Genomic DNA, 22,520 nt, shown 5'->3' with positions numbered 1-22,520 from the left:
ACATTTAATATGGGGGAGAAATTAAAATGGCAATGACAAACAAGAACGTGCGAGTGGAGAATGATTTTTTGGGAGGAAAGGAATTACCTATTGAGGCATATTACGGAATTCAGACTTTACGCGCTGTTGAAAATTTCCCGATTACAGGGTATAAAATTCATGAAAGTTTAATTAGAGCGTTCGCAATTGTAAAAAAAGCAGCAGCGCTTGCGAATACAGATGTAGGAAGATTGGAATTGAACAAGGGCGGCGCGATCGCAGAAGCTGCTCAAGAAATTCTTGATGGAAAATGGCATGATCATTTCATCGTAGATCCAATCCAAGGCGGAGCGGGTACTTCAATGAACATGAATGCAAATGAAGTCATTGCCAATCGTGCGCTTGAATTATTAGGGATGGAAAAGGGAGACTATCATTATATTAGTCCAAATAGTCATGTAAACATGGCGCAATCAACAAACGATGCATTCCCAACGGCGATTCATATCGCAACGTTAAATGCATTAGAAGGCTTATTACAAACGATGGGTTATATGCATGATGTATTTGAATTAAAAGCAGAACAGTTTGACCATGTTATTAAAATGGGTCGTACACATTTACAAGATGCTGTGCCAATCCGTCTTGGACAAGAATTTAAAGCATACTCTCGCGTACTTGAACGTGATATGAAACGAATTCAACAATCGCGTCAACATTTATATGAAGTGAACATGGGGGCAACTGCAGTTGGTACAGGCTTAAATGCAGATCCAGAATACATTGAAGCAGTTGTAAAACATTTAGCTGCAATTAGTGAACTACCACTAGTTGGTGCAGAAGATTTAGTAGATGCGACGCAAAATACGGATGCGTATACTGAAGTATCTGCAGCACTGAAAGTATGTATGATGAATATGTCTAAAATTGCAAATGACCTTCGCTTAATGGCATCAGGTCCACGTGTTGGTTTAGCAGAAATTATGTTACCAGCTCGTCAACCAGGTTCATCTATTATGCCAGGGAAAGTAAATCCTGTTATGCCAGAAGTTATTAATCAAATTGCGTTCCAAGTAATAGGTAATGATCATACAATTTGCCTTGCTTCAGAAGCAGGACAATTAGAATTAAACGTGATGGAACCAGTACTTGTTTTCAATTTACTGCAATCGATTAGCATTATGAATAACGGTTTCCGTGCCTTTACAGATAATTGCTTAAAAGGAATTGAAGCGAATGAAGATCGCTTAAAAGAGTATGTTGAGAAAAGTGTAGGAATTATTACAGCCGTGAACCCTCATATCGGTTATGAAGCAGCAGCTCGCGTTGCGAAAGAAGCAATCGCGACAGGGCAATCTGTTCGAGAACTTTGTGTGAAAAATGGTGTATTGTCACAAGAGGACTTAGAGTTAATTCTAGATCCATTCGAAATGACACACCCAGGGATTGCAGGAGCAACTCTTTTAAAGAAAAATTAAAAGAAGAGGGGGGACAAGTCCCTCCTCTTTGTTTACAATATAGGGATTTTATATGTGAATAGAGGTAGGGAGATTATAAGTAAGTAACAGTGGCATTTAATAGTTCATAGAAACAAAATTAAGAGGAGCAGCAATATAATCAACATCACTTTTAAGTTAGTTAACATTGTTATCGTGTCCGCTATTTGGTTACTTAATACTTTAATTCATGTTTTTACCAATTATTTATTACCTCAAAATGCAAAGTTTTTGAAAATAACTATTTTAGATGTGAGATGAAAATAGGGGATAGATACTTAGCATTTAATAAAAAAAGATAAGATTACGAAATGTAATCTTATCTTTTCATTAAGAATAATGAATTGTAGCTTTAAGGCTTCAGAATGACTTTTATACAGTCGTCTTCACGATTATTAAAAATCTGATAACCATAACTCGCTTCTTCAAGGGGAATTTTGTGTGTAATAATCTCTTTTGGATCAAATTCTTTATTTGTTATTTTTTCAAATAGTTCTGGCATAAAATGAATGACAGGTGCTTGTCCCATTTTAAGATTAATATTTCTAACCCAAAATGCACCGAGTGGAAAGGCGTTATAATTGCCACCATAAACGCCGGTCATTTGAACCGTTCCATATTTTCTTACGGCTTTCGTAGCGATTTGAATAGGACCGAGAGTTCCACCTTGTAATTTTAATTTTTGTTCCAGAAATTCTAGAGGCGATTTTTTTCCATCCATCCCCACACAATCAATAACTACATCAGCACCGCCACGTGTAATTTCCTTTAAATGTTCTCCCATATCGGGGAATTTTGTAAACTCAAATACCTCAACATTGTTAATCTTTTTTGCATAATTCATCCGATAATCTAAGTAATCCACTGCAATTACACGTTTAGCACCTTGCATCCAAGCGAATTTTTGTGTCATTAATCCAACAGGTCCACAACCAAGGACGATAACAGTATCACCTGGCTTAACGCCTGCGTTTATTACACTCCAATAGGCTGTTGGTAAAACATCTGATAGAAATAGTAGGGATTCATCTTCAAGTTCGCATGATTCCGGTATAACAAATGGAGTGAAATTTCCAAAAGGAACTTTTAAATATTCTGCTTGTCCGCCCGGATGATTACCAAATTTCTCTGTATAACCAAAGTATCCACCAGAATCGTAATGAGGGTTTGAGTTATCACATTGACTTTCCATTTCATGTTGGCAATAGAAACAATGTCCACAAGAAACGTTGAATGGGATGACAACACGATCGCCTTTTTTCACTTTAGTGACATCTGGCCCGACTTCTTCAACGATTCCCATTGGTTCATGGCCGATAATGTATCCTTGAGGTAAGGGCATGTTGCCTTGATATAAATGTAAATCAGAACCGCAAATAGCGGTTGAAGTAATTTTTACAATAATATCATCTTTTTTCTCTAATTTTGCATCATCCACTTGTTTAACCTGTACTTGGTTTGGTCCTTGATAGGTTACAGCCTTCATCTCATATCTCCTTTTGGATTATGTCTCAAAACATAATTTTATTTAATCTCTTGGTGAAATAGAAATCTTTCTTTTGTTTACTGAAGGGAATTAGAAAGTATACATAGTGTTGTTATGAAAGTATGTTATATCAGTTATTCTTTCTTATATGTTTTGCCCTACTTTAAGAAAAAAATCAATTTTTATTCATAATCTAATTTCCATAAAAAGGATAATTATTTTTTCATAATTTGTAGCATATTAAAAACATCGGAGGTGAAACAATATGGGAAAAAATAATAGTGGAAGTCGTAATGAAGTATTAGTTCGAGGCGCTGAACAAGCTCTTGATCAAATGAAATATGAAATTGCACAAGAGTTTGGTGTACAACTTGGTGCAGATACAACAGCTCGTTCAAACGGATCTGTTGGTGGTGAAATTACAAAACGTTTAGTAGCAATGGCAGAACAACAACTTGGTGGTAGAGCTAACCGCTAAGTAAATTGGCTTAAAATATAGCAAATATGTAAATCAATTTCTTTTGTGTATTCATAAAAATAAAAAACCTTATATTAAACAGATTCTCACTCAAAGATTATTGATAATCTTCTTTCATAATCTTTGAGTATTTAATTTGTAAACTACTTTCCTAAACAATAAACACGCAGTGTTGGAAAGGTGTTTTCCATGCATAGTAGAAAATCTTTTGCAGGAAAAAGCATACTTAAAAATTTGATTTCAATATTGAAATCAATATTTATTATGATATTTTCGAAAGGTAGGAATTTAAAAATGGGTATATTAAGTGGAAATCCTCAAAATGAACCTTTACATTACGGAGAAGTATTTGACATTTGGAGTTATCTTCTTGCTGCACAGGGTGCAATTGCAAGCCATCAAGTGTTTATGAATCACACAGGTGATGAAGATTTGAAGAAGTTTTTAGAAGGCTTAATTGAAAATGATATGAATTCGGAAATAGAAGAATTAAAAGCTCTTTTAAAGATTAATGGGGTCGCTTTACCGCCTGCTCCTCCAGAACGACCAGTTGCATCTATCGAAGACATTCCTCCTGGAGCACGTATTAATGATGTTGAAATTGCTGCAGCTGTTTCTACAGGATTAGCAGCTGGACTTGTGACATGTAGTCAAGTAATGGGAAAATGCCTTCGAGAAGATGTAGGTATGCTATTCGGACAATTTCATATGAAAAAAGCGCAGGCAGGTGTAACTCTGCTACGTTTAAGTAAGAAAAAGGGATGGGTAGTTCCACCTCCATTACATGTAAGAAATTCTGACCAAGCGTAATAAACAAAAATAAAAAAGTGGCGTTGGCCACTTTTTTATTTTTTAGGTGTATCCTCAAGCTTGGACTTATTTATTGTGGAAGAATCCATATATTCATCTGATATCTCCATAGCGTATTTATCATGGGGAATATGATTATGTTCTCTTAATTCATTGTCATTACGCAGTACTAACTTCTGCATATAAATGTGGAAGAAAACTTCTATTCCGCCAATAATTAAAGCAGCTAAAAATGAAGAAAATCCAATATTACGAGTAGCATCTAAATTAGTAAACAAGGATGTTAATAACCAAATTCCAAAGAAGCTTAAACCGAAATCTGCCATTGTAGCAATCGCATTTCCGTATTTAGGTAAAATGAAGAGATCTCCGATTAAATAGGCAGTTCCCGTAAGAAAAAGAGAAATTAGTAATACTCTAGGAATTGAAATGCCTTGAAAGATACTGAGCATGATTAGCAATACTGCAGTTATCGCTGTGTACTTAATTAATAAAGCAACAATATGTTTCATCATTTTCCTCCATTGTTTAAACGTATATGGAATAAAATATTTCATTAAAAACGGATTATGCTTTTATATAGCGTAACCCGTTTTAATCACCCTTTAATGGTAAGAAGTACAACCTGGGTAAGAAGCAGGCTTATACTATGGATAGTATTTGCGGAATATCGAGCTTTATTCATAAAGGGTAGTTCCATTCTTATAATAGAGAGGTTGCCTAAGTACAGTTTTTTTCATATTAAACTTAATATTTTTGGTGTTTTGATTTTGTATCATATTCTGATTCGTTAATATAAAAATAAACAAAGTATTTTCGCGTTTAATGCATCTTTTTATCTATATATTTTCCGTAATCAGGCACAGCAATTTTATCAAATTCTTGAACGAGTGTTTTGAGGCTTGTTGATAGCAATTCACCCGACATAGGTATCCCGTGTCCAGTAACAGCGGTTAGAGGCTTTAACTTTTCTAGCTTAAGAACTGACTCTTTAGCGGCTTTCCAGTCTGTTGTTAAATAACGAGGCGGACCGCTTATTTCCTGTTCTTGAGTTATTACTTTATACAGATACTCCTGTTTCACTGTAACAAAAGCGTCCCCAGCAATTAAAGTTCGGTCTTTTTCTCGGAATAATGAAATCTGCCCTGGAGTATGTCCTGGTGTATGAATCCATCTAAACTCTGGCATATGGGGAACAGTTCCATCAATAGGTAGCGCTTTTATGTTATTTCCTAAGTCAATTGGTTCGTTTGGGAACAGAGGAGACATTTTCGCTACCATACCACCTTCAACTGTAGGGTCTGGTTCTGGATAGCTTTGTTGTCCAGTCAGGAACGGTAGCTCCATTTGATGTGCATAGACGGGAACATCCCAATACTTGATGAGTTCAATTATTCCCCCAACATGATCAAAATGGCCGTGAGTTAAAATAATTACTTTTGGGCGACTATTGGTACCAAATCGATCCTCAGCGATAGAGATAATTTCATTTGCACATTTAGGCATTCCAGCATCAACTAAAACAAAATCATTGGTCTTAGGATTTCCAACAAAGCATATATTGACGATTTGAATCGTGTAACAAAATAAATCAGGCAATACTTCGATGCCGTGACCACTTTCAATTGAAGTTGCTGGAATAAACTTGTAATCACTTCCATAATTCATTTCATTGTCCAATTTTTCTCCCCCTTAATATATTTTAATACGACATTATAGTTCCCTAATCTTGAAAATTCATTTTGGCGAATTTGAGAAAAGAATTAATGCGGGATTAAAAAACAATAATTTAGTCCTAGAATTAAGAGGGATTCATATCAATTTATATAAAGTGCAAACAAAAAATATTGCTTTTAAAGTCACAGATTCTACTATTCTTGAGGCGAATTTATGGCTTAATAAAAGATTTATAAAGATATTACAATATGGATTTATATAAAAAAGACATAACAAAGTTCGATAGAAATCCATTATGTCTAATGATTGCTTTTCATAATAAAAGAATGTTTAAGTTTGGTGATGTAATTGAAGTGAATTAGAGGGGAAATAGAAGTGATGATCTCTTCCTAACTTAATTATATCATGTAATTTACGTTCGAAATAGACTGTTTCTTCTCATTTACTACTGTTACAATCAAGAACACATGAATAGTAAGGAGAGGTGCCAAATGAGTTCTTTCGTTCTCGATTTTCAGGAAATAGAAAAAACGCAGCTTTTTCTCGTTGGTGGAAAAGGATTGAATTTAGGGGAGTTATCCAATATTCAAGGGATACAAGTGCCAGAAGGGTTTTGTGTTACAACGGTAGGGTATGAACAGGCCATCGGAAAAAATGGAGCGTTTCAAACTTTATTGAATCAATTAGCAATGCTAAAAATTGAGGAACGAGATCGAATTGGTGAAATTAGTAAGCAGATTAGAGAAGTCATTATGGCGGTGGAAATTCCAGTTGATGTAGTGGAATCAGTAGCTCATTATCTCTCGCACTTTGGCGATGAACATGCATATGCAGTGCGTTCGAGTGCTACTGCTGAAGATTTACCGTATGCCTCGTTTGCTGGTCAACAAGATACGTATTTAAATGTTATTGGAAAAGAAAACATTTTGCAGCATATTAAAAAATGCTGGGCTTCTTTGTTTACAGATCGGGCGGTTATATACCGAATGCAAAACGGTTTTGATCATAATCAAGTTTCTATATGTGTTGTCATTCAAAAAATGGTTTTCCCTGAGGCTTCAGGGATTTTATTTACTGCGGATCCGATTACTTCGAATAGGAAGGTGTTGTCAATCGATGCCAGCTTTGGACTTGGCGAGGCGCTAGTATCTGGATTGGTTTCTGCCGATAATTATAAGGTAAAAGAAGACGAAATCGTCGAAAAGGTCATCGCAACGAAAAAATTAGCCATCTATGGACGAAAAGAAGGCGGAACAGAGAGAAAGAAAATTGCTCCTAATCAGCAAAAATTTCAAACACTTACTGAACAACAGATTTTACAACTAGCACGCATCGGAAGACAAATCGAAGCTTATTTTGGTTGTCCGCAAGATATTGAATGGTGCTTAGTTGATGATACAATTTATATAGTCCAAAGCAGACCGATTACGACTTTATATCCAATTCCAGAAGTAAATGATGGGGAAAATCACGTATATGTATCGGTCGGTCACCAGCAAATGATGACTGATCCTTTGAAGCCATTAGGAATGTCTTTATTTCAGTTAACATCTTTCGGACCAAGGTTTCAAGCTGGGGGAAGGTTGTTTGTTGATGTTGCACAAAGATTGGCTTCACCTGCAAGTAGGGAGTTTTTATTAAATACAATAGGTGAGTCGGAGCCGCTTATTAAAGATGCATTAATGACTGTAATAGAGCGAGATAATTTTATCAAATTGTTACCGGATGATGAAAAAGAAAATAGTAAGAGAATGCCGCCTGCAGGCTCACAACCACAAATCGAAAATGATCCAGCAATCGTTACGGATTTAATAAAGAATAGTGAAGCATCGATCGAAGAGTTAAAACAAAACATTCAAATGAAATCAGGATCAGATGTACTTAGTTTTATTTTAGAAGATATCCAGCAATTAAAGAAAATATTATTTGATCCGCAAAGTATGGCTGTAATTATGGCAGGTATGAATGCTTTATCATGGATCAATGAAAAAATAGAACAATGGCTAGGGGAAAAGAATGCAGCAGATGTACTTTCACAATCTGTACAACATAATATTACGTCAGAAATGGGGCTAGCGTTATTGGATGTGGCAGATGTGATCCGGCCGTATCCGGAAGTCATTGCGTATTTACAGCATGTAGAAGATGACAGATTTTTAGATGAATTAATTCAGTTTAAAGGCGGGGAAAAAGTTCGGGATGCAATCGATGCCTTTCTAAATAAATATGGAATGAGATGCAGCGGAGAAATTGACATTACGAAAACGCGCTGGAGTGAACAGCCAGCTACAATTATACCGATGATTTTAAATCATATAAGAGACTTTGAATATGGTGCTAGTAAGCGGAAGTTTGAAGAAGGGCTGCAGGAAGCTTTGAAAAAAGAAGCAGAGCTGTTAGAGCGATTGCAGCACTTGCCGGATGGGGAACAAAAAGTAGAAGAGACGAAGAGAATGATTTGTAACCTCCGCAATTTCATCGGTTATCGTGAATATCCGAAATACGGCATGATTCATCGTTATTTCATATATAAGCAGGCATTACTGAAAGAAGCAGAGAAACTTGTGCAAAATAATGTTCTGGATGAAATGGAAGATATATACTATCTAACTTTTGAAGAACTTCACGAAGTCGTCCGCACAAATAAACTAGATTACAAGATTATTCATAAACAAAAAAATGCGTACAAATTATATGAAAAACTAACACCTCCGCGTGTTATCACGTCTGATGGAGAAATCATTACAGGTAAGTACAAACGCGAAAATCTCCCGGCTGAAGCAATTGTAGGTTTGCCTGTTTCTTCTGGAGTGGTTGAGGGGAGAGCACGCGTTATTTTAAACATGGAAGACGCGAATTTGGAAGATGGAGATATATTAGTTACGGCATTTACCGATCCTGGGTGGACACCTTTGTTTGTTTCTATAAAAGGGTTAGTCACTGAAGTCGGCGGGCTTATGACGCACGGAGCAGTGATTGCACGTGAGTATGGCCTGCCAGCAGTTGTTGGAGTAGAGAACGCTACGAAACTAATAAAAGGCGGGCAACGAATTCGGGTACATGGAACAGAAGGATATATTGAAGTGTTGTAGTTGTATTTTAGATAAATAAAGAAATCGTCCACTAAATATAGTGGACGATTTCTTTATGATTTTAATAGTTTTATCAACTTTCATCAATATTTTCTGAAATATTGATGAATCAGAATGTATGTTCATCTAAAACAAAGGATTTTTTCAAAAATATTACAAATTCAGACAATGCATTGATAATTTTCTGAATTTTCCGTAATATATAAACGTTGTATCTTATTTAATATTGGGGAGGAATAGGGATGAAGAAAAAACCTTTTAAAGTGCTGTCTACGCTTGCGGCGGCAGCTGTGCTTAGTTGCACATTTGGGTATGGGGGTCAATCTGTTTATGCGGCAACGCCGTCTAATGGAGGAACTTTAAGTCCCATTGATGAAAATTTAATTCAAGAGGAGCGTTTAGCAGATGCGCTCAAGAAACGCGGTGTAATTAATGAATCTACGTCGAAAGAAGACACATTAAAAGCTGTTGAAAAATACGTAGAGAAGAAAAAAGGAGAAAATGCGGGAAAAGAACCAGCAGCGGGGGATAGTGTTACGAGAGAAGCGGCTGACTTTTTGAAAAAAGTTAAAGATGCAAAAGCAGATGAGAAAGAAAAAGCAGATCAACCTGCTAGTGGTCCAGTAGCGGGACAAGAGCCGGTTAAAGGGGGATTAAACGGCCAAGTACCAACTACTTCAGCGAAGCAAAAACAATATAACGGTGATGTTCGTAAAGATAAAGTTCTCGTATTGCTAGTAGAGTTTGCGGACTTTAAGCATAACAATATTGATCAAGTACCAGGTTATATGTATTCAAATGATTTTAATCCAGAACATTATCAAAAAATGTTATTTGGTAATGAGCCATTTACACTCTTTGATGGTTCAAAAGTACCAACATTTAAACAATATTATGAAGAGCAATCTGGCGGTAGTTATACAGTAGATGGCACAGTAACAAAGTGGTTGACAGTTCCTGGTAATGCGGCAGATTATGGCGCAGATGCAGGAGATGGCGGTCATGATAATATGGGACCAAAAGGACCTCGTGATTTTGTAAAAGAGGCATTAAATGCGGCTGTAGAAAGTGGTATTGATTTATCTGAATTTGACGAATACGATCAATATGACAATAATGGTGATGGCAATAAAAATGAACCAGATGGTCTGATTGATCACTTAATGGTCATTCACGCTGGAGTTGGGCAAGATGGGGGCGGTGGTAGACTAGGTGATGATGCAATTTGGTCACATCGTTGGCACCTTGGAACACCATATCCAATTGAAGGAACAAAAGCAAAAGTTGATAACTGGGGCGGTAAGATGGCAGCATACGACTACACAATTGAGCCAGAAGACGGAGCGGTTGGTGTATTCGCACATGAATTTGGTCATGATTTAGGTCTTCCAGATGAGTATGATACGAAGTACACAGGAGCAGGTGAGCCAATTAACTCCTGGTCTGTTATGAGTGGCGGTAGCTGGGCTGGTAAAATTGCAGGAACAACGCCACCGAGTTTCTCTCCGCAAAACAAAGAGTTCTTTCAAAAGAACATAGGTGGAAACTGGGCCAATATTGTAGAGGTTGACTATAATAAATTAAATCGTGGTATTGGCTATGCGACGTATTTAGATCAAAGTGTAACGAAATCAAATCGTCCTGGTCTGATTCGTGTTAACTTACCAGATAAAGAGGTGAAAGGTATTCAGCCTGCATTCGGTAAGAAGTACTACTATAGTACAAAAGGTGATAACCTTCATACAACATTAGAAACGCCAGTGTTTGATTTAACAAATGCAACAAATGCGAGGTTTGATTATAAATCAATGTATGAAATTGAAACGGATTATGACTTCCTTGAAGTACATGCAGTGAAAGAAGATGGTACGAAAACGTTAGTGGATCGAATTGGTGAAAAAAATGTAAAAAATGGTCTAGACACAACAGATGGTAAATGGGTAGATAAGTCTTATGACTTAAGCAAATTCAAAGGTCAAAAAGTAAAATTAGTATTCGAATACATTACAGATGGTGGTTTAGCGCCGACCGGTTTTACTTTTGATAATGCTACATTAACTGTAGATGGAAATGTTGTGTTCTCTGATGATGCAGAAGGCGAAACGAAATTTAAATTAAATGGTTTTGTTGTAGCAGACGGTTTTGATAAGAAGAAGCATAACTACTATTTAGAGTGGAGAAACTATGCTGGTGCTGATCAAGCGTTAAAATATAGCAGTGGTGTACCATATAATACAGGTCTGCTAGTATGGTATGCAGACTCTAGCTTTACAGATAATTGGGTTGGTTTACATCCAGGTGAAGGTTTCTTAGGAGTTGTTGACTCTCACCCAGAGGCAATTGTTGGAACACTAAACGGCAAACCAACTGTTAAAAATAGTACACGATTCCAAATCGCAGATGCTGCGTTCTCCCTTAACCAAACGCCAGCATGGAAAGTGGTATCTCCAACACGCGGAACATATGATTACAAAGGATTACCAGGTGTAACGAAGTTTGATGACTCTAAATTGTATATAAATGATTTAATCCCAGATGCAGGACGTAAATTACCGAAATTTGGATTGAAATTTGAAGTAGTTGGACAAGCAGATGATAATTCTGCAGGTGCAGTTCGTTTATATCGTTAATAATGTAGAAGCTGTTGAAGGGGAGTCCTTTCAACAGCTTTTTTTACAGAAACATAAATTTCAAGTTATTAATAAAATAATAGAAATTACTAAGCAAGCGGGCTTATTTCTTTAAGCCAGCAGCATAAAAAGGTCCATGAACTGCGATTGTTGATAAAAAGCGAGCAATCTCCTCAGGTGTTTCTTTTTGTCCATTATTTAACCATTGTTGGATGACACCTATATGTGCAGATGCCATATAAGAAGTTAAATATTCGCTTGGAACAAGTAAATTCTCCTTATTAATGAGAGGACCATTCGTATCTTCAAATAATGTTTTCCACATAAAGTCTTTCAGTTTTGTTTGGAAAGATAAATCTCCTTTCGGACTTAGTACAGCTCTCATAAAATCACTATTTTCATTTAGAAATTCAAGAATAGAAGTGATAAGTATAAATGGCATTGTTGGAGAAGGATTTGATCCAAGGTCAGCAATAACTTCCGGGAATTTCTGTTTAGCAATGCTAGAAAACTCGTACATAATGTCTTCTTGGCATTTTGTCATTAAATCAAATTTATCTTGATAGTGCGCATAGAAAGTACCGCGATTAATGTTTGCTTTCGTTGTAATATCTTTCACTGTAATGGCGTCAAAACCTTTTTCTTCAATTAGCTCCACCAATGCATTTCGTATGGCAGTTTTCGTACGAACAACACGCAAATCTAAATTATTATCGCGCAAAGCATATCCCTCCTTAATTTTACTCAACACATTTGGAAAATGTGTCTTATAACCAACACATTCACGATTTTTGATTATTGTATAAGGTTCAACTCGAACATATAATTCAAAATATAAATAAACAACACGTTGTTGGTTATTATAGATCAAATTAAGGGAGGAGAAAAGAAAATGTTTAAAAATAAACTTTTATTTTTATCACCAGTTATTGCACTACTTGTTGTTTTTATTTTTTCATTAACGCTATTTCCAACTGTTCAACCGCAGCCGAAAAACTTGCCAATTGCAATTGTAAATGAGGATCAAGGTGTAGAAATTCCAAATCAACCGAAAATGAATATGGGGCAAACGATCGTTGATAACATGAAAAAAACAGCGAAATCAGAGGAAGAACCCACAGTGAAGTGGGTAGAAGTAAAAAATAAAGAAGCCGTTCAAAAGGGATTAAACAATAAAGAGTATTACGCGGCATTAGTCATCCCGAAAGAATTTAGCGCAAAACAAGCGTCGTTACGAACACCACAGCCATCTTCACCTGAGATAGAAATATATATTAATCAAGGAATGAATACGGCTGCATCAACTATGGCAGGGCAAATATTACAGGCGATTGTTGATAATATGAACAATACTGTTCGTACACAAATATTAGAAGGGTTGAAAGCAAAAGGAGCTACTGTAACAACAAATCAAGCTGAGAAATTAGTAACACCTATTGTAAAGAACGTGAAAAATGTGAATGAGGTCGGCAAAAATAGTGCGAACGGTAACTCACCAATATCATTATTCCAGCCGTTATGGATTGCAAGTTTAGCTAGTGCAGCGATTATTTTTATTGCGATTAGTAAAATGCCAGTAAGCTCAAGAAAAGAAAACTTTCTGTTAAAAGTAAAACAAATCGTAACAGGAGCTATTGCGACACTTGTAATTGGGTTTGGTCTTACATGGATTGCAGATGGGATGGTAGGGTTAAATATTTCGAACTTCACGGATACAGCTCTATTCTTATCCATTACTTCTTTTAGTTTCTTCTTAATGATATCTGCAGTACTATCATTAGTTGGGCTAAAAGGAATCGGTTTATTCGCTTTATTACTATTCTTCGGGGCACCGTTATTATCATTAGCACCTGAGATGTTGTCTCCGTTTTATCAAGACTGGGTTTACTCATGGTTACCAATGAAATTTATGATTGAAGGCCTAAGAGAAATCTTCTTCTTCGGAAAAGGGTTAAGCTGGAATACACCTGTTACTGTACTCGTTTGGATTGGTATAGTAAGTATGGTTACTATATTAGCAACTGCACTCAAACGTAGTGTAGTAAAAGGGCATAAAACAGAATTGAACGCTTAAAAACAAGCCGTTTCACTAATTAGTGAAACGGCTTGTTTGTGATTTTTTCTCAATGTAAATGCCTGATTGTTGAAAAGTGTAGTGTTTAGAATTAAGGCGAAATCTTTAAAGATCGCGTACGTTCCAAACAATCTCACCACGTTCATCATCCCACGTACTGTGATGTCGCTTAAATCCTATCTTTTCTAGTACCCGGAGGGAAGCGATATTCCAAGCACCTACAGTCGACCAAAGTCTTTGGCGCCCAGTAGCAATCGCCGCGTCCAGTACAACAGATGCGGCCTCAGTCGCATAACCTTTACCATGAGCGCTGCGGAACAACTCGTATGCAATCTCCGGCTCTTCAAGTGTGGAACGACCGATAATTAAGCCACAGTACCCAATGAAATCGCCTTCGTCTCTCCTTCGAATAGTGAGAAGGGAAATACCATTTTCGTCTGCCTTCTTGCGCATCTCAATAAGCCGGTTACGAACGGAATCAACGGCTGGAATGTCCACGCCACGTTCGCCAATTAATTTGCTCAGCCAAACGGAATCGGATTCCTCCCACATACTAAGCTCAAGTCTTTCGGTTTTCAGCTGGAAGGCCATAGTTTTAAATAAAGATGGCATAGTGGTACCTCCTAGTTATATGACTGGATTCATAATAGCTTCGCATCTCAACACCACATCTGGTTGGAAACCTGATTCATTCGCGAATTTATAGCAACAGCGTACAAAAAAATAGTGATATTTTATCCGCTATTTGCCGTGTAGTAAAATCCCCACTGATTATAGTTTCACTTTATGAATAAGCAATTCCTTTACAAAATAGACCCTTTTCTCAAACTTTTCTTTCAATCTAAAGCCGTCCCGTTATATACACAGGCTCCTACTATTTCTAAATGCATAAAATGTTAAGCGAAAGTATGGGGGGATATGATGTATAATTCAAATTATTATGATTGGTATAGGCAGAATGATAAGTTAATTAGTGATATTGAAAAAGCTATAAATGGAGAGTATAGCGCTATAAGCTGCTATGCAAAATTAGCGAATATGGCTCCAAATCAAGTAGAACAAAAACAAATTCTTGAAATTCGTAATGATGAAATAAAGCATTTCCACAACTTTGTACAAATTTATATGAACTTAACTGGTAGGCAGCCAAAACCACAAATTACTGAAGACTGCCCAAATACGTATTTACAAGGATTAGAGTTCGCTATACAAGATGAACAAAAAACAGTAGATTTTTATTTGGAAATTTCAGATGAGACATCGGATGTACATTTGAAAGAGTTGTTACGGAGAATAGCTGCGGATGAACAAAATCATGCAGTATGGTTTTTATATTACTTTGTAAAGTCGAAGTGAGCATTAAGAATGAACGACTGATGTGGTGCATATATTAAAAAATATTTTAAAACGTAGTGCAACAATTAAATGAAATATTTAAATGTAAGCAGAAGGAAACCGTTTCGCTAGTCGTGGAGCGGTTTTTTTATGATGTACTTATGTATCGACAAAATATAGTAATTACATTTCATATATAATGTATGAAACGAAAATGAATAAGTTAGGAGCAAGCATATGAAAAGAGGGATTACAGTAGATATTCTAGATGGATATGATAATTTACTTTGGAAAGTATTAAAGCCAATTGATATTACTGTATTTGATTGGCGAGTGAGGGATGAGGAGTCCTACTTAATAGCACGTGGTGAATTGGATGAGGCATTATTTCCAGAAGAACCAAGTGTAGTGGAAGGGTTAGCGTTGAAAAAGTTAGTTAAAGACAACATATATTATCTTATTTTTGCAGATTTAAAAGCATATCCTAAAGGAGAAATAGCGATAGATATTGAAACATACGAAGAGTTTAAGGAAAGCAAGTGTGAGGTAGTTGTATTAGCGGTGGATGCTCAATACATACAAATTTATGCGAAAGATCAAAAATCGATTGAATTAATGTATGAAAACGCAGTGAATCAAGGATTTTATGTAGAATATATTACAGATGAAAATGATGGAAGGACTCGTTTGTCAGTATGGTAGCAATTTGAAAGGGGAAAGGCAATATGGAGAGAAATATAAGTAAAGAATATGCAATTCGAATTGCTACTGAAAATGAAAGTGATAGTATTATCCTTTTATTAAAAGAGGTAGCACAATGGCTACAATATAAAGAAGTGGATCAGTGGCAGTATCTTTTAGGAGAGGAAGCTACGGCTGAAATACTAGAATGTATAAGAGAGAAATATACATATGTTGTTCTGAAAGAAGCTGAAATAGTTGGTACGGTTACAGTTTCTCCTAAACAAAATGAATGGGATGAACATATTTTTGGTAAAGAGGAAGTTTCTAATTCATTATATATTCATAGATTTGCGGTGAAACGGAAGTATAAGGGAAATGGAATAGGAGAATGGATTTTACGGTGGGTAGAAGAGAATGTGCAATGTGATAAAGAGTATTTGAAGTTAGATTGCGTGGGGCATAATCGTACGTTGAATGATTTTTATAAGAAAAATAGTTTTGAATATGTTGGAAGTACGGATGGGCTTAGTAAGTTTCAAAAGAAAAGGAGAATGTGAATGCATCCAATTAACGTAAGTTTAGTTGAAAAGTTAATACAGGAACAGTTTCCTGAATGGGCCCATTTAGAAGTGAAACCTGTAAAGTTTAGTGGGTATGATAATAGGACGTTTCACTTAGGGGATGAGATGAGTGTAAGATTGCCAAGTGATGTGGCATATGCACCGCAAGTAGAGAAAGAAAATAGTTGGCTTCCTATATTAAATAAGGGGCTTTCTTTACCGATTTCTACCCCACTTGCGAAAGGAAATCCGTCTGAAGCGTATCCATTGCCTTGGTCTATTAATAAGTGGATAGAGGGAGAAACAGTTACGAAACAAAACGTTCGGGATTTAAATGAATTTGCGGCGGACTTAGGATCTTTTTTAGTAGAATTGCAATCTATTAATGCGAGTAACGGACCTTTAGCTGGAACACATAATTTTTACCGAGGCGGACTTATATCTGTATATGATGAAGAGGCGAGAGTTGCTATTGAAAATAATAAGGATGTTTTTGACGAGGCATTATTAAAACACCTTTGGAATGTAGCACTTAGTTCAACATGGGATCGTAAGCCAGTTTGGGTTCATGGAGATGTAGCGCCAGGGAATTTACTCGTTAAAGATGGAAAGCTTTGTGCTGTAATTGATTTTGGTATTTTAGGTGTAGGAGATCCTGCTTGTGATGCAGCGATGGCGTGGACGTTTTTTGATGAAAATAGTAGAAATGTATTTAAAGAAGTATTACGCATGGATGAAGAAACGTGGAATAGAGCGAGAGGATGGGCACTTTGGAAGGCGTTAATTACATATGATGCGAATAGGGAGAGTAATGAAAAAGTAGCAGAAGAGTCGTATCGTTTCATTCAAGTGATTGTGGATGATTATGAGAGGTAATAGAAAAGCCTATTTTAAAATAGGCTTTTTCATATGATTAAATAGTAGAAATGGAAAGAAGGAATATAATATAATTGTACGGAATATTTAGATAATGGGAGGTGTCGAATTTTGAGTGAAATTGAATTAAAGAGTAATGTAATTAAGACAGGGCGAGAGAAGGGGAGTATTCTTCGGTTTATACTTGCTAGTCTCGTTGGAGTGTTTATGTTTTTCGTTCCTGTTACGATAAACGGTGCATCGTCTATTATGATTGATCATATCGTATCGTGGATTAGGGCTTCGGTTCCTGGCGTAGTACCTTATTATGCATTATTTGTTATGGCGATTGGTGCGATTTATCCATTTTATACGAAGAAATGGAATGCATCTATTGTAGACATTTGTTTTTCTATTTTAAAAGTAGTTGGCGTTGTTTTTGGCATATTATATTGTTTAAAAGTAGGACCAGCTTGGTTCTTTGCGCCAGATATTGGGCCGTTTTTGTATGAGAAGCTAGTCATATCAGTAAGTTTGCTCGTTCCAATTGGCTCGGCGTTTTTAGCGTTATTAGTCGGATATGGATTGCTTGAATTTATCGGTACATTTTGTCGTCCGATTATGAGGCCATTATGGAATACGCCGGGGAGATCGGCGATTGATGCAGTTGCGTCCTTCGTTGGAAGTTATTCGCTTGCCCTTCTTATTACGAACCGCGTGTATAAAGAAGGAAAGTATACGACAAAAGAAGCGGCGATTATCGCTACAGGATTTTCTACAGTATCCGCTACATTTATGATCATCATCGCAAAAACATTAGATATTATGCATTTATGGAATGTTTATTTTTGGACTACACTTGTTGTAACATTCATCGTGACTGCTATCACCGTAAGAATCCCACCCCTCAGTAGAAAACCAGATACATATGTAACAGAAGAAGGGTTCCCAGAGCCTGTTTATAAAGAGAAAATGTTAGAACGTGCTTGGGAAGATGCGTTAGAAGTATCAAAGTCTGCACCGAGCATTATGAAAAATATTGCAATGAATTTAAAAGACGGATTTATTATGACAATGGGAATTTTACCATCCATTATGTCAGTAGGATTAATTGGTATCGTCTTAGCGAAGTTCACGCCAATATTTGATTGGATCAGTTATATTTTCTATCCGTTTACATGGCTATTACAATTACCAGAAGCAGACTTAGCTGCTAAAGCCGCATCAGTTGGCATTGCAGAAATGTTTTTACCGTCATTATTAGTAGTAAGTGCACCACTCGTGACAAAGTTTGTTATTGCAGTTGTTTCCGTATCATCTATTTTGTTTTTCTCCGCTTCCATTCCTTGTATATTATCAACAGATATTCCGTTAAAAGTATCTGAACTCATTATTTTATATGTGCAGAGAACGATTTTAACGTTGCTTATTATTACGCCGATTGCTTATTTGTTGCTTTGAAGTTTTAATAAGATAAAGTTAAACAAAAGAAGCCGTCTGTAAAAAGAGGGCTTCTTTTGTTTAAAAGCGGGATATTCTTATTTATTTTTCGTATATGACGTAACGCTTCTTAAGAAGATTCCTAGTCCCGCAAAAAAGAATCCTAAGCATAATAAGCTGCCTGGCGTTCCCCAAGTAATTTGATCTAGCATTGTTTATCCCCTCCCGTTTATCATTATATAGAATTTATTGGAAATTATCAAAAAATTCTTTTTTTAATGGTTACTGATGAGTCTTCCTACCTTATACGAGAAGAATATATTTGAAAAGAATTCTTTTCTTTATATTTTTTTATTCTTATAATACGTTTTTGATTCTTATGATATAGTAACAACAAAGGGGGCTTAAAAATGGAAATTATTCACGAAAGAGCAAAGTTGCGGTTAATGGATAATACTGATGTCGAAACTTTGTTTTCGATTGTAGAAGGAAATCGGGATATTTGGGCGTATTTAATCTCTAAAATGGATAGTGTGCAAGATATGCAACAATACGTTCAAAAAGCGATAAAGGGTTACGGAAGAGGTACTCAAATACCTTTCATAGTCGTAGATCAACAGTCGAATAAGATTGTAGGAAGTACACGTTTATATAATATTTCAGTAGAAGATAAGACAGTTGAGTTAGGGCAAACGTGGTATCATCCGAGTGTGCAACGTACGAGTATAAATACAGAGTGTAAGTATATGCTTCTTCAGTATGCTTTTGAAAAATTGCATATGCTGAGAGTGCAAATTAAGACGGATGCAAGAAATGAAAAAGCACAACGAGCAATTGAAAGGTTAGGCGCAGTAAAAGAGGGTGTGCTTCGAAATGAAAGAAAATTACCGAATGGTTATGTGAGAGATGCGGTGGTGTACAGTATTATCTCGAGTGAATGGCCAAGCGTAAAAGAAAAATTGTTAGAAAAATTAGAGTTGTATAAAGAAAAGTTATAATTCGTGTTTTGAAAGGTATATTGTTCGTGAGATATGAAAAATATACCTTTTTTCTTACAAAATGCTACTTTATTTTAATTCCTTTTGTTTCATCGTTCCCTTCTGAGAAAAAATTCGTTACAATGTAGTTGTATGGTAATAAACTTATGAATTTAAAAAATGTAATGAAAACCGCAAATGAAAATGAATTGATAATCCTCAATTTTAAATGAAAACCCTTTTATACATAAATAACAAGTAAAGTTCCTTCTTTTAAATAAACTCAAACAAAACGATTTGATATAAATGTTTTTTATAGAAGTATGGATGATGTACGGAGGCAATTACAAATGAAAGAAAATAAGAAGAGTAAGAAAAGACGAATCTTTCAAGTATTTTTACTAATGATTTGTTCTGCTATTTTATATGTAAGTTATGCAGCTTACGATATTTGGAGTTATCGTTTTAAAGCAAATGATGACGTGAAAACGGATGCTGGTATCGTACTAGGAGCAGCTTCATGGAACGGAAAACCATCTCCTGTATTTAAAGAAAGAATTAATCATGCGATTTCTTTATATAAGAACGGAAATATTAAAAAGATTATTTTTACAGGTGGTACAAAGTTCGAGGCAGAACTTGAGGAAGCACGTACTGCAAGAGTATATGCAATGAAACAAGGTGTAAAAGAGGAAGATATTTTAATTGAAACTAAATCCCTTTTCACTGAAGAAAATTTAAAAAATGCGAAGCAAGTTGGAATAGAGAACGGCATACAAACATACACGATTGTAAGTGATCCACTTCATATGAAACGCGCAATGAGAATCGCAAAACATATTAATATTGAAGCGTATGCTTCACCAACGCCGACATCAGCATATAAAACGTTAGATACAGAAATACCATTCTTCTTTAAAGAATTATTCTCGTATATTGGATATGTAACCTCTTTGCCGTTAAAAGCATTGAAGGGGGACTAATAAGAAAAGAACCTATCTTTAAATAGGAACTTTTCTTATTAGTCAAAAACATTGTATTTTTATCGGAATAGTGAAACAATAGAGAGGTAGCTTCATATAATCATAATGATAAAATGAACGGTTTATGAATCGAGCATAAAGGAGATTATAGTATGGCACTCTCATTTGTTGAAACAGAAGAACAGTCTTTAATTATTGAGAAAATAAATAAATTGATTCCGAAGTTCATGGAAAGGGAGCATCAGCTAAGTGAATTAGGATCATTTCCGTATGAAAATATAAATGATTTGAAAGATATCGGATATACGAAATTAACGTTACCGAAGGAATTTGGTGGTAGTGCTATTTCTTTATATGACTTCGTTTTATTTCAAGAGAAAATCGCGGAAGGCTGTGGAGCTACTGCATTATCGATTGGCTGGCATCTTGGCATTGTGAAGGAGCTAGCGGAAAATCGCTCTTGGAATGATGAGATGTTCAAATGGTTTTGCGAAGAAGTACGTAATGGTGCGCTCTTTAACAGGGCAGCAACAGAACCGAAAACAGGGAGTCCGACGCGTGGCGGCAAACCAGAAACAATAGCGGTTCAACAAGGCGAGAAGTGGGTTATAAATGGAAGAAAAACTTTTACAACGATGGCGCCAGTACTTGATTATTTTATTATTTCAGCAAGTATGGAAGGCCGTGAAGAAGTTGGTGAGTTTGTTATTCCGAGAAATACACTCGGTGTATCTATTGAAGAAACGTGGGATAGCGTTGCAATGCGAGGGACTGCTAGCCACGACCTTGTCTTACAAAATGTAGAGATAGACAACCGCTTTTTTACGGATGTAAAAGGCGGGAAAGTGAAACAAAAGGGTATTGGCTGGTTGCTACATATACCAGCATGTTATTTAGGAATTGCACAATCAGCAAGAAATTATGCAGTTCAGTTTGCGGGATCATACAAACCAAATAGTTTAAACCATTCTATTAGTTTATTACCGAATGTTAGAAGATTAGTTGGAGAATTAGAACTCGAGCTTATGCAAGCTCGCGTCTTTTTATATCAAATTGCGAAAAAATACGATGAGGCAGAAGATAAACTGTCACTGCAAGCAGAATTAGCGGCAGTGAAATACGCCGTAACAAATGCGGCGATATCCATAGTGGATAAATCAATGCGCATCGTAGGAGCAAAAAGTCTATCAGAAAAAAATCCGCTCCATCGTTACTATTTAAATGTCAGAGCAGGACTGCATAATCCGCCGATGGATGATGCAACACTATCTATGCTTGCGGATGCGGCGTTTCGGTCATAGTTTTTAAAGCATGGGTTTGATTACTAATCAAACCCATGCTTTTTATATGTATGAAGCACTTGGTTGAGATGTAGGTTTTTAATATAAATGATTATCATGGTGTTGTGATTGTTTCTTGTTGAAAAATTCTTATTGTAATGCCAGTTTGGAGGCTGTATAAACATTTTTCGTATTTAATCCCAAATTAAAGGTCTTTCCAAGTTAACCATTCGCAAATATTGTAAAAATTGACCCGCATGGACCGCATCATGATAGGCAATTCGTAATAGCATATCACCTAAATATCGTTGATAGCCAACATCGCTTCGATCAATAAGTCTTGAATCTAGCTCGGCTATGCTTATTGATTGAACATATTCTATGAAGTCAGTAAAGTGTGATTGTGCCAATTCAATTTCTTTTTTTACACAAGTAATTGGCTCGTCATCATACGGGGTACGTATGTCGTTTATTGAACCGTTGTTTTTTATAATCATATGATAGTAAAAAGTTGAGCTCCATACGTGACGAATCATTTCACCAAAGGACATAGCCTCAGGATCAGGCTTCCAATTAAGAAAATTATCGGGAAGAGAATTCCATAATTTTTCTGAGCGCCTTCTCGTTTCTTTTAAATTTAATATACTAAGATCAATTGCATTCATAATACATTCTCCTTTACTA

At 36.0% G+C, this 22,520-nt stretch carries 20 protein-coding genes; 14 read left to right on the top strand and 6 right to left on the bottom strand.

Annotation, left to right across the window (positions count from 1 at the left end):
- The first annotated feature begins 26 nt into the window (after window positions 1-26).
- The gene (aspA, locus tag GD442_RS14615) at window positions 27-1,457 is read left to right on the top strand and encodes an aspartate ammonia-lyase (protein WP_001251924.1); all 1,431 of its coding nucleotides are present in this window, start codon (window positions 27-29) and stop codon (window positions 1,455-1,457) included.
- 370 nt (window positions 1,458-1,827) lie between these two features.
- Here aspA and GD442_RS14610 read toward each other — a convergent pair whose 3' ends face one another.
- Window positions 1,828-2,961 (bottom strand): zinc-dependent alcohol dehydrogenase, encoded by a 1,134-nt coding sequence (locus GD442_RS14610; protein ID WP_000649086.1) that lies wholly within the window; start codon window positions 2,959-2,961, stop codon window positions 1,828-1,830.
- A gap of 265 nt (window positions 2,962-3,226) precedes the next feature.
- Here GD442_RS14610 and sasP point away from each other — a divergent pair, with 265 nt between their 5' ends.
- Window positions 3,227-3,439 carry a small acid-soluble spore protein, SasP family gene (gene sasP, locus GD442_RS14605; protein WP_000517671.1) on the top strand — a complete coding sequence of 71 codons (213 nt, stop codon included), beginning with the start codon at window positions 3,227-3,229 and terminating at the stop codon, window positions 3,437-3,439.
- Window positions 3,440-3,733: 294 nt separating this feature from the next.
- Complete coding sequence (locus GD442_RS14600) at window positions 3,734-4,249, top strand: DUF3231 family protein (protein ID WP_001986359.1); 516 nt, start codon at window positions 3,734-3,736, stop codon at window positions 4,247-4,249.
- A 35-nt stretch (window positions 4,250-4,284) separates the two neighbouring features.
- Here the strand turns inward: GD442_RS14600 and GD442_RS14595 are convergent, their stop codons facing one another.
- Together GD442_RS14595 and GD442_RS14590 are read right to left on the bottom strand one after the other, a co-directional pair.
- Window positions 4,285-4,761 (bottom strand): YndM family protein, encoded by a 477-nt coding sequence (locus GD442_RS14595; protein WP_033695836.1) that lies wholly within the window; start codon window positions 4,759-4,761, stop codon window positions 4,285-4,287.
- Window positions 4,762-5,071: 310 nt separating this feature from the next.
- Entirely contained in the window at window positions 5,072-5,929 is an 858-nt protein-coding gene (locus GD442_RS14590; protein ID WP_000368283.1) for an MBL fold metallo-hydrolase, read from the bottom strand.
- A gap of 488 nt (window positions 5,930-6,417) precedes the next feature.
- On the opposite strand from GD442_RS14590, the gene ppsA reads away from it, so the two are divergent.
- Both ppsA and GD442_RS14580 read left to right on the top strand, forming a co-directional pair.
- Window positions 6,418-9,018 carry a phosphoenolpyruvate synthase gene (ppsA, locus tag GD442_RS14585; RefSeq protein WP_000094182.1) on the top strand — a complete coding sequence of 867 codons (2,601 nt, stop codon included), beginning with the start codon at window positions 6,418-6,420 and terminating at the stop codon, window positions 9,016-9,018.
- Between the two features lie 242 nt (window positions 9,019-9,260).
- Window positions 9,261-11,648 (top strand): immune inhibitor A domain-containing protein, encoded by a 2,388-nt coding sequence (locus tag GD442_RS14580; protein ID WP_000728991.1) that lies wholly within the window; start codon window positions 9,261-9,263, stop codon window positions 11,646-11,648.
- Window positions 11,649-11,751: 103 nt separating this feature from the next.
- Here GD442_RS14580 and GD442_RS14575 read toward each other — a convergent pair whose 3' ends face one another.
- Window positions 11,752-12,369 (bottom strand): TetR/AcrR family transcriptional regulator, encoded by a 618-nt coding sequence (locus GD442_RS14575; protein ID WP_001205505.1) that lies wholly within the window; start codon window positions 12,367-12,369, stop codon window positions 11,752-11,754.
- Between the two features lie 171 nt (window positions 12,370-12,540).
- Here GD442_RS14575 and GD442_RS14570 point away from each other — a divergent pair, with 171 nt between their 5' ends.
- The gene (locus GD442_RS14570; RefSeq protein ID WP_159365112.1) at window positions 12,541-13,722 is read left to right on the top strand and encodes a YhgE/Pip domain-containing protein; all 1,182 of its coding nucleotides are present in this window, start codon (window positions 12,541-12,543) and stop codon (window positions 13,720-13,722) included.
- Between the two features lie 105 nt (window positions 13,723-13,827).
- On the opposite strand, the gene GD442_RS14565 is transcribed toward GD442_RS14570, so the two are convergent.
- Window positions 13,828-14,334, bottom strand: a complete 507-nt coding sequence (locus GD442_RS14565; protein ID WP_001139523.1) for a GNAT family N-acetyltransferase — start codon at window positions 14,332-14,334, stop codon at window positions 13,828-13,830.
- Between the two features lie 309 nt (window positions 14,335-14,643).
- Between GD442_RS14565 and GD442_RS14560 the strand changes: the two genes are divergently transcribed.
- The 8 genes from GD442_RS14560 to GD442_RS14525 all read left to right on the top strand — a co-directional run bounded on the left by GD442_RS14560 (window position 14,644) and on the right by GD442_RS14525 (window position 21,857).
- Window positions 14,644-15,078 (top strand): ferritin-like domain-containing protein, encoded by a 435-nt coding sequence (locus GD442_RS14560; protein WP_000282829.1) that lies wholly within the window; start codon window positions 14,644-14,646, stop codon window positions 15,076-15,078.
- Between the two features lie 216 nt (window positions 15,079-15,294).
- Entirely contained in the window at window positions 15,295-15,759 is a 465-nt protein-coding gene (locus GD442_RS14555; protein WP_000820201.1) for a DUF2691 family protein, read from the top strand.
- Between the two features lie 23 nt (window positions 15,760-15,782).
- On the top strand, window positions 15,783-16,298 hold the full coding sequence (locus GD442_RS14550) for a GNAT family N-acetyltransferase (protein ID WP_000440749.1): 516 nt from the start codon (window positions 15,783-15,785) through the stop codon (window positions 16,296-16,298).
- The gene (locus GD442_RS14545; protein WP_000553375.1) at window positions 16,299-17,177 is read left to right on the top strand and encodes an aminoglycoside phosphotransferase family protein; all 879 of its coding nucleotides are present in this window, start codon (window positions 16,299-16,301) and stop codon (window positions 17,175-17,177) included.
- Window positions 17,178-17,288: 111 nt separating this feature from the next.
- Window positions 17,289-18,617 (top strand): YjiH family protein, encoded by a 1,329-nt coding sequence (locus GD442_RS14540; RefSeq protein WP_001289426.1) that lies wholly within the window; start codon window positions 17,289-17,291, stop codon window positions 18,615-18,617.
- Between the two features lie 389 nt (window positions 18,618-19,006).
- A complete protein-coding gene (locus GD442_RS14535) occupies window positions 19,007-19,594 on the top strand; it encodes a GNAT family N-acetyltransferase (RefSeq protein WP_000402586.1) in 588 nt (195 codons plus the stop codon).
- Window positions 19,595-19,923: 329 nt separating this feature from the next.
- Window positions 19,924-20,556 carry a YdcF family protein gene (locus tag GD442_RS14530; RefSeq protein ID WP_000662215.1) on the top strand — a complete coding sequence of 211 codons (633 nt, stop codon included), beginning with the start codon at window positions 19,924-19,926 and terminating at the stop codon, window positions 20,554-20,556.
- 152 nt (window positions 20,557-20,708) lie between these two features.
- The gene (locus GD442_RS14525; protein ID WP_001218366.1) at window positions 20,709-21,857 is read left to right on the top strand and encodes an acyl-CoA dehydrogenase family protein; all 1,149 of its coding nucleotides are present in this window, start codon (window positions 20,709-20,711) and stop codon (window positions 21,855-21,857) included.
- A gap of 173 nt (window positions 21,858-22,030) precedes the next feature.
- On the opposite strand, the gene GD442_RS14520 is transcribed toward GD442_RS14525, so the two are convergent.
- The gene (locus GD442_RS14520; RefSeq protein WP_000991272.1) at window positions 22,031-22,501 is read right to left on the bottom strand and encodes a DinB family protein; all 471 of its coding nucleotides are present in this window, start codon (window positions 22,499-22,501) and stop codon (window positions 22,031-22,033) included.
- Between the last annotated feature and the right edge of the window lie 19 nt (window positions 22,502-22,520).

Origin of the sequence: Bacillus sp. A260 (genome assembly GCF_009861435.1) — a bacterium.
GTDB classification, from domain to species: Bacteria; Bacillota; Bacilli; order Bacillales; family Bacillaceae_G; genus Bacillus_A; species Bacillus_A cereus.
Note: the sequence above shows the minus strand (reverse complement) of the source record. Positions and strands in the feature narration are given on the sequence as shown.

Coding starts and splice junctions, on each gene's coding strand:
- aspA (WP_001251924.1), top strand. CDS start 27: ATGGCAATGACAAACAAGAACGTGCGAGTGGAGAATGATTTTTTGGGA.
- GD442_RS14610 (WP_000649086.1), bottom strand. CDS start 2,961: ATGAAGGCTGTAACCTATCAAGGACCAAACCAAGTACAGGTTAAACAA.
- sasP (WP_000517671.1), top strand. CDS start 3,227: ATGGGAAAAAATAATAGTGGAAGTCGTAATGAAGTATTAGTTCGAGGC.
- GD442_RS14600 (WP_001986359.1), top strand. CDS start 3,734: ATGGGTATATTAAGTGGAAATCCTCAAAATGAACCTTTACATTACGGA.
- GD442_RS14595 (WP_033695836.1), bottom strand. CDS start 4,761: ATGAAACATATTGTTGCTTTATTAATTAAGTACACAGCGATAACTGCA.
- ppsA (WP_000094182.1), top strand. CDS start 6,418: ATGAGTTCTTTCGTTCTCGATTTTCAGGAAATAGAAAAAACGCAGCTT.
- GD442_RS14580 (WP_000728991.1), top strand. CDS start 9,261: ATGAAGAAAAAACCTTTTAAAGTGCTGTCTACGCTTGCGGCGGCAGCT.
- GD442_RS14570 (WP_159365112.1), top strand. CDS start 12,541: ATGTTTAAAAATAAACTTTTATTTTTATCACCAGTTATTGCACTACTT.
- GD442_RS14565 (WP_001139523.1), bottom strand. CDS start 14,334: ATGCCATCTTTATTTAAAACTATGGCCTTCCAGCTGAAAACCGAAAGA.
- GD442_RS14560 (WP_000282829.1), top strand. CDS start 14,644: ATGTATAATTCAAATTATTATGATTGGTATAGGCAGAATGATAAGTTA.
- GD442_RS14555 (WP_000820201.1), top strand. CDS start 15,295: ATGAAAAGAGGGATTACAGTAGATATTCTAGATGGATATGATAATTTA.
- GD442_RS14550 (WP_000440749.1), top strand. CDS start 15,783: ATGGAGAGAAATATAAGTAAAGAATATGCAATTCGAATTGCTACTGAA.
- GD442_RS14545 (WP_000553375.1), top strand. CDS start 16,299: ATGCATCCAATTAACGTAAGTTTAGTTGAAAAGTTAATACAGGAACAG.
- GD442_RS14535 (WP_000402586.1), top strand. CDS start 19,007: ATGGAAATTATTCACGAAAGAGCAAAGTTGCGGTTAATGGATAATACT.
- GD442_RS14530 (WP_000662215.1), top strand. CDS start 19,924: ATGAAAGAAAATAAGAAGAGTAAGAAAAGACGAATCTTTCAAGTATTT.
- GD442_RS14525 (WP_001218366.1), top strand. CDS start 20,709: ATGGCACTCTCATTTGTTGAAACAGAAGAACAGTCTTTAATTATTGAG.
- GD442_RS14520 (WP_000991272.1), bottom strand. CDS start 22,501: ATGAATGCAATTGATCTTAGTATATTAAATTTAAAAGAAACGAGAAGG.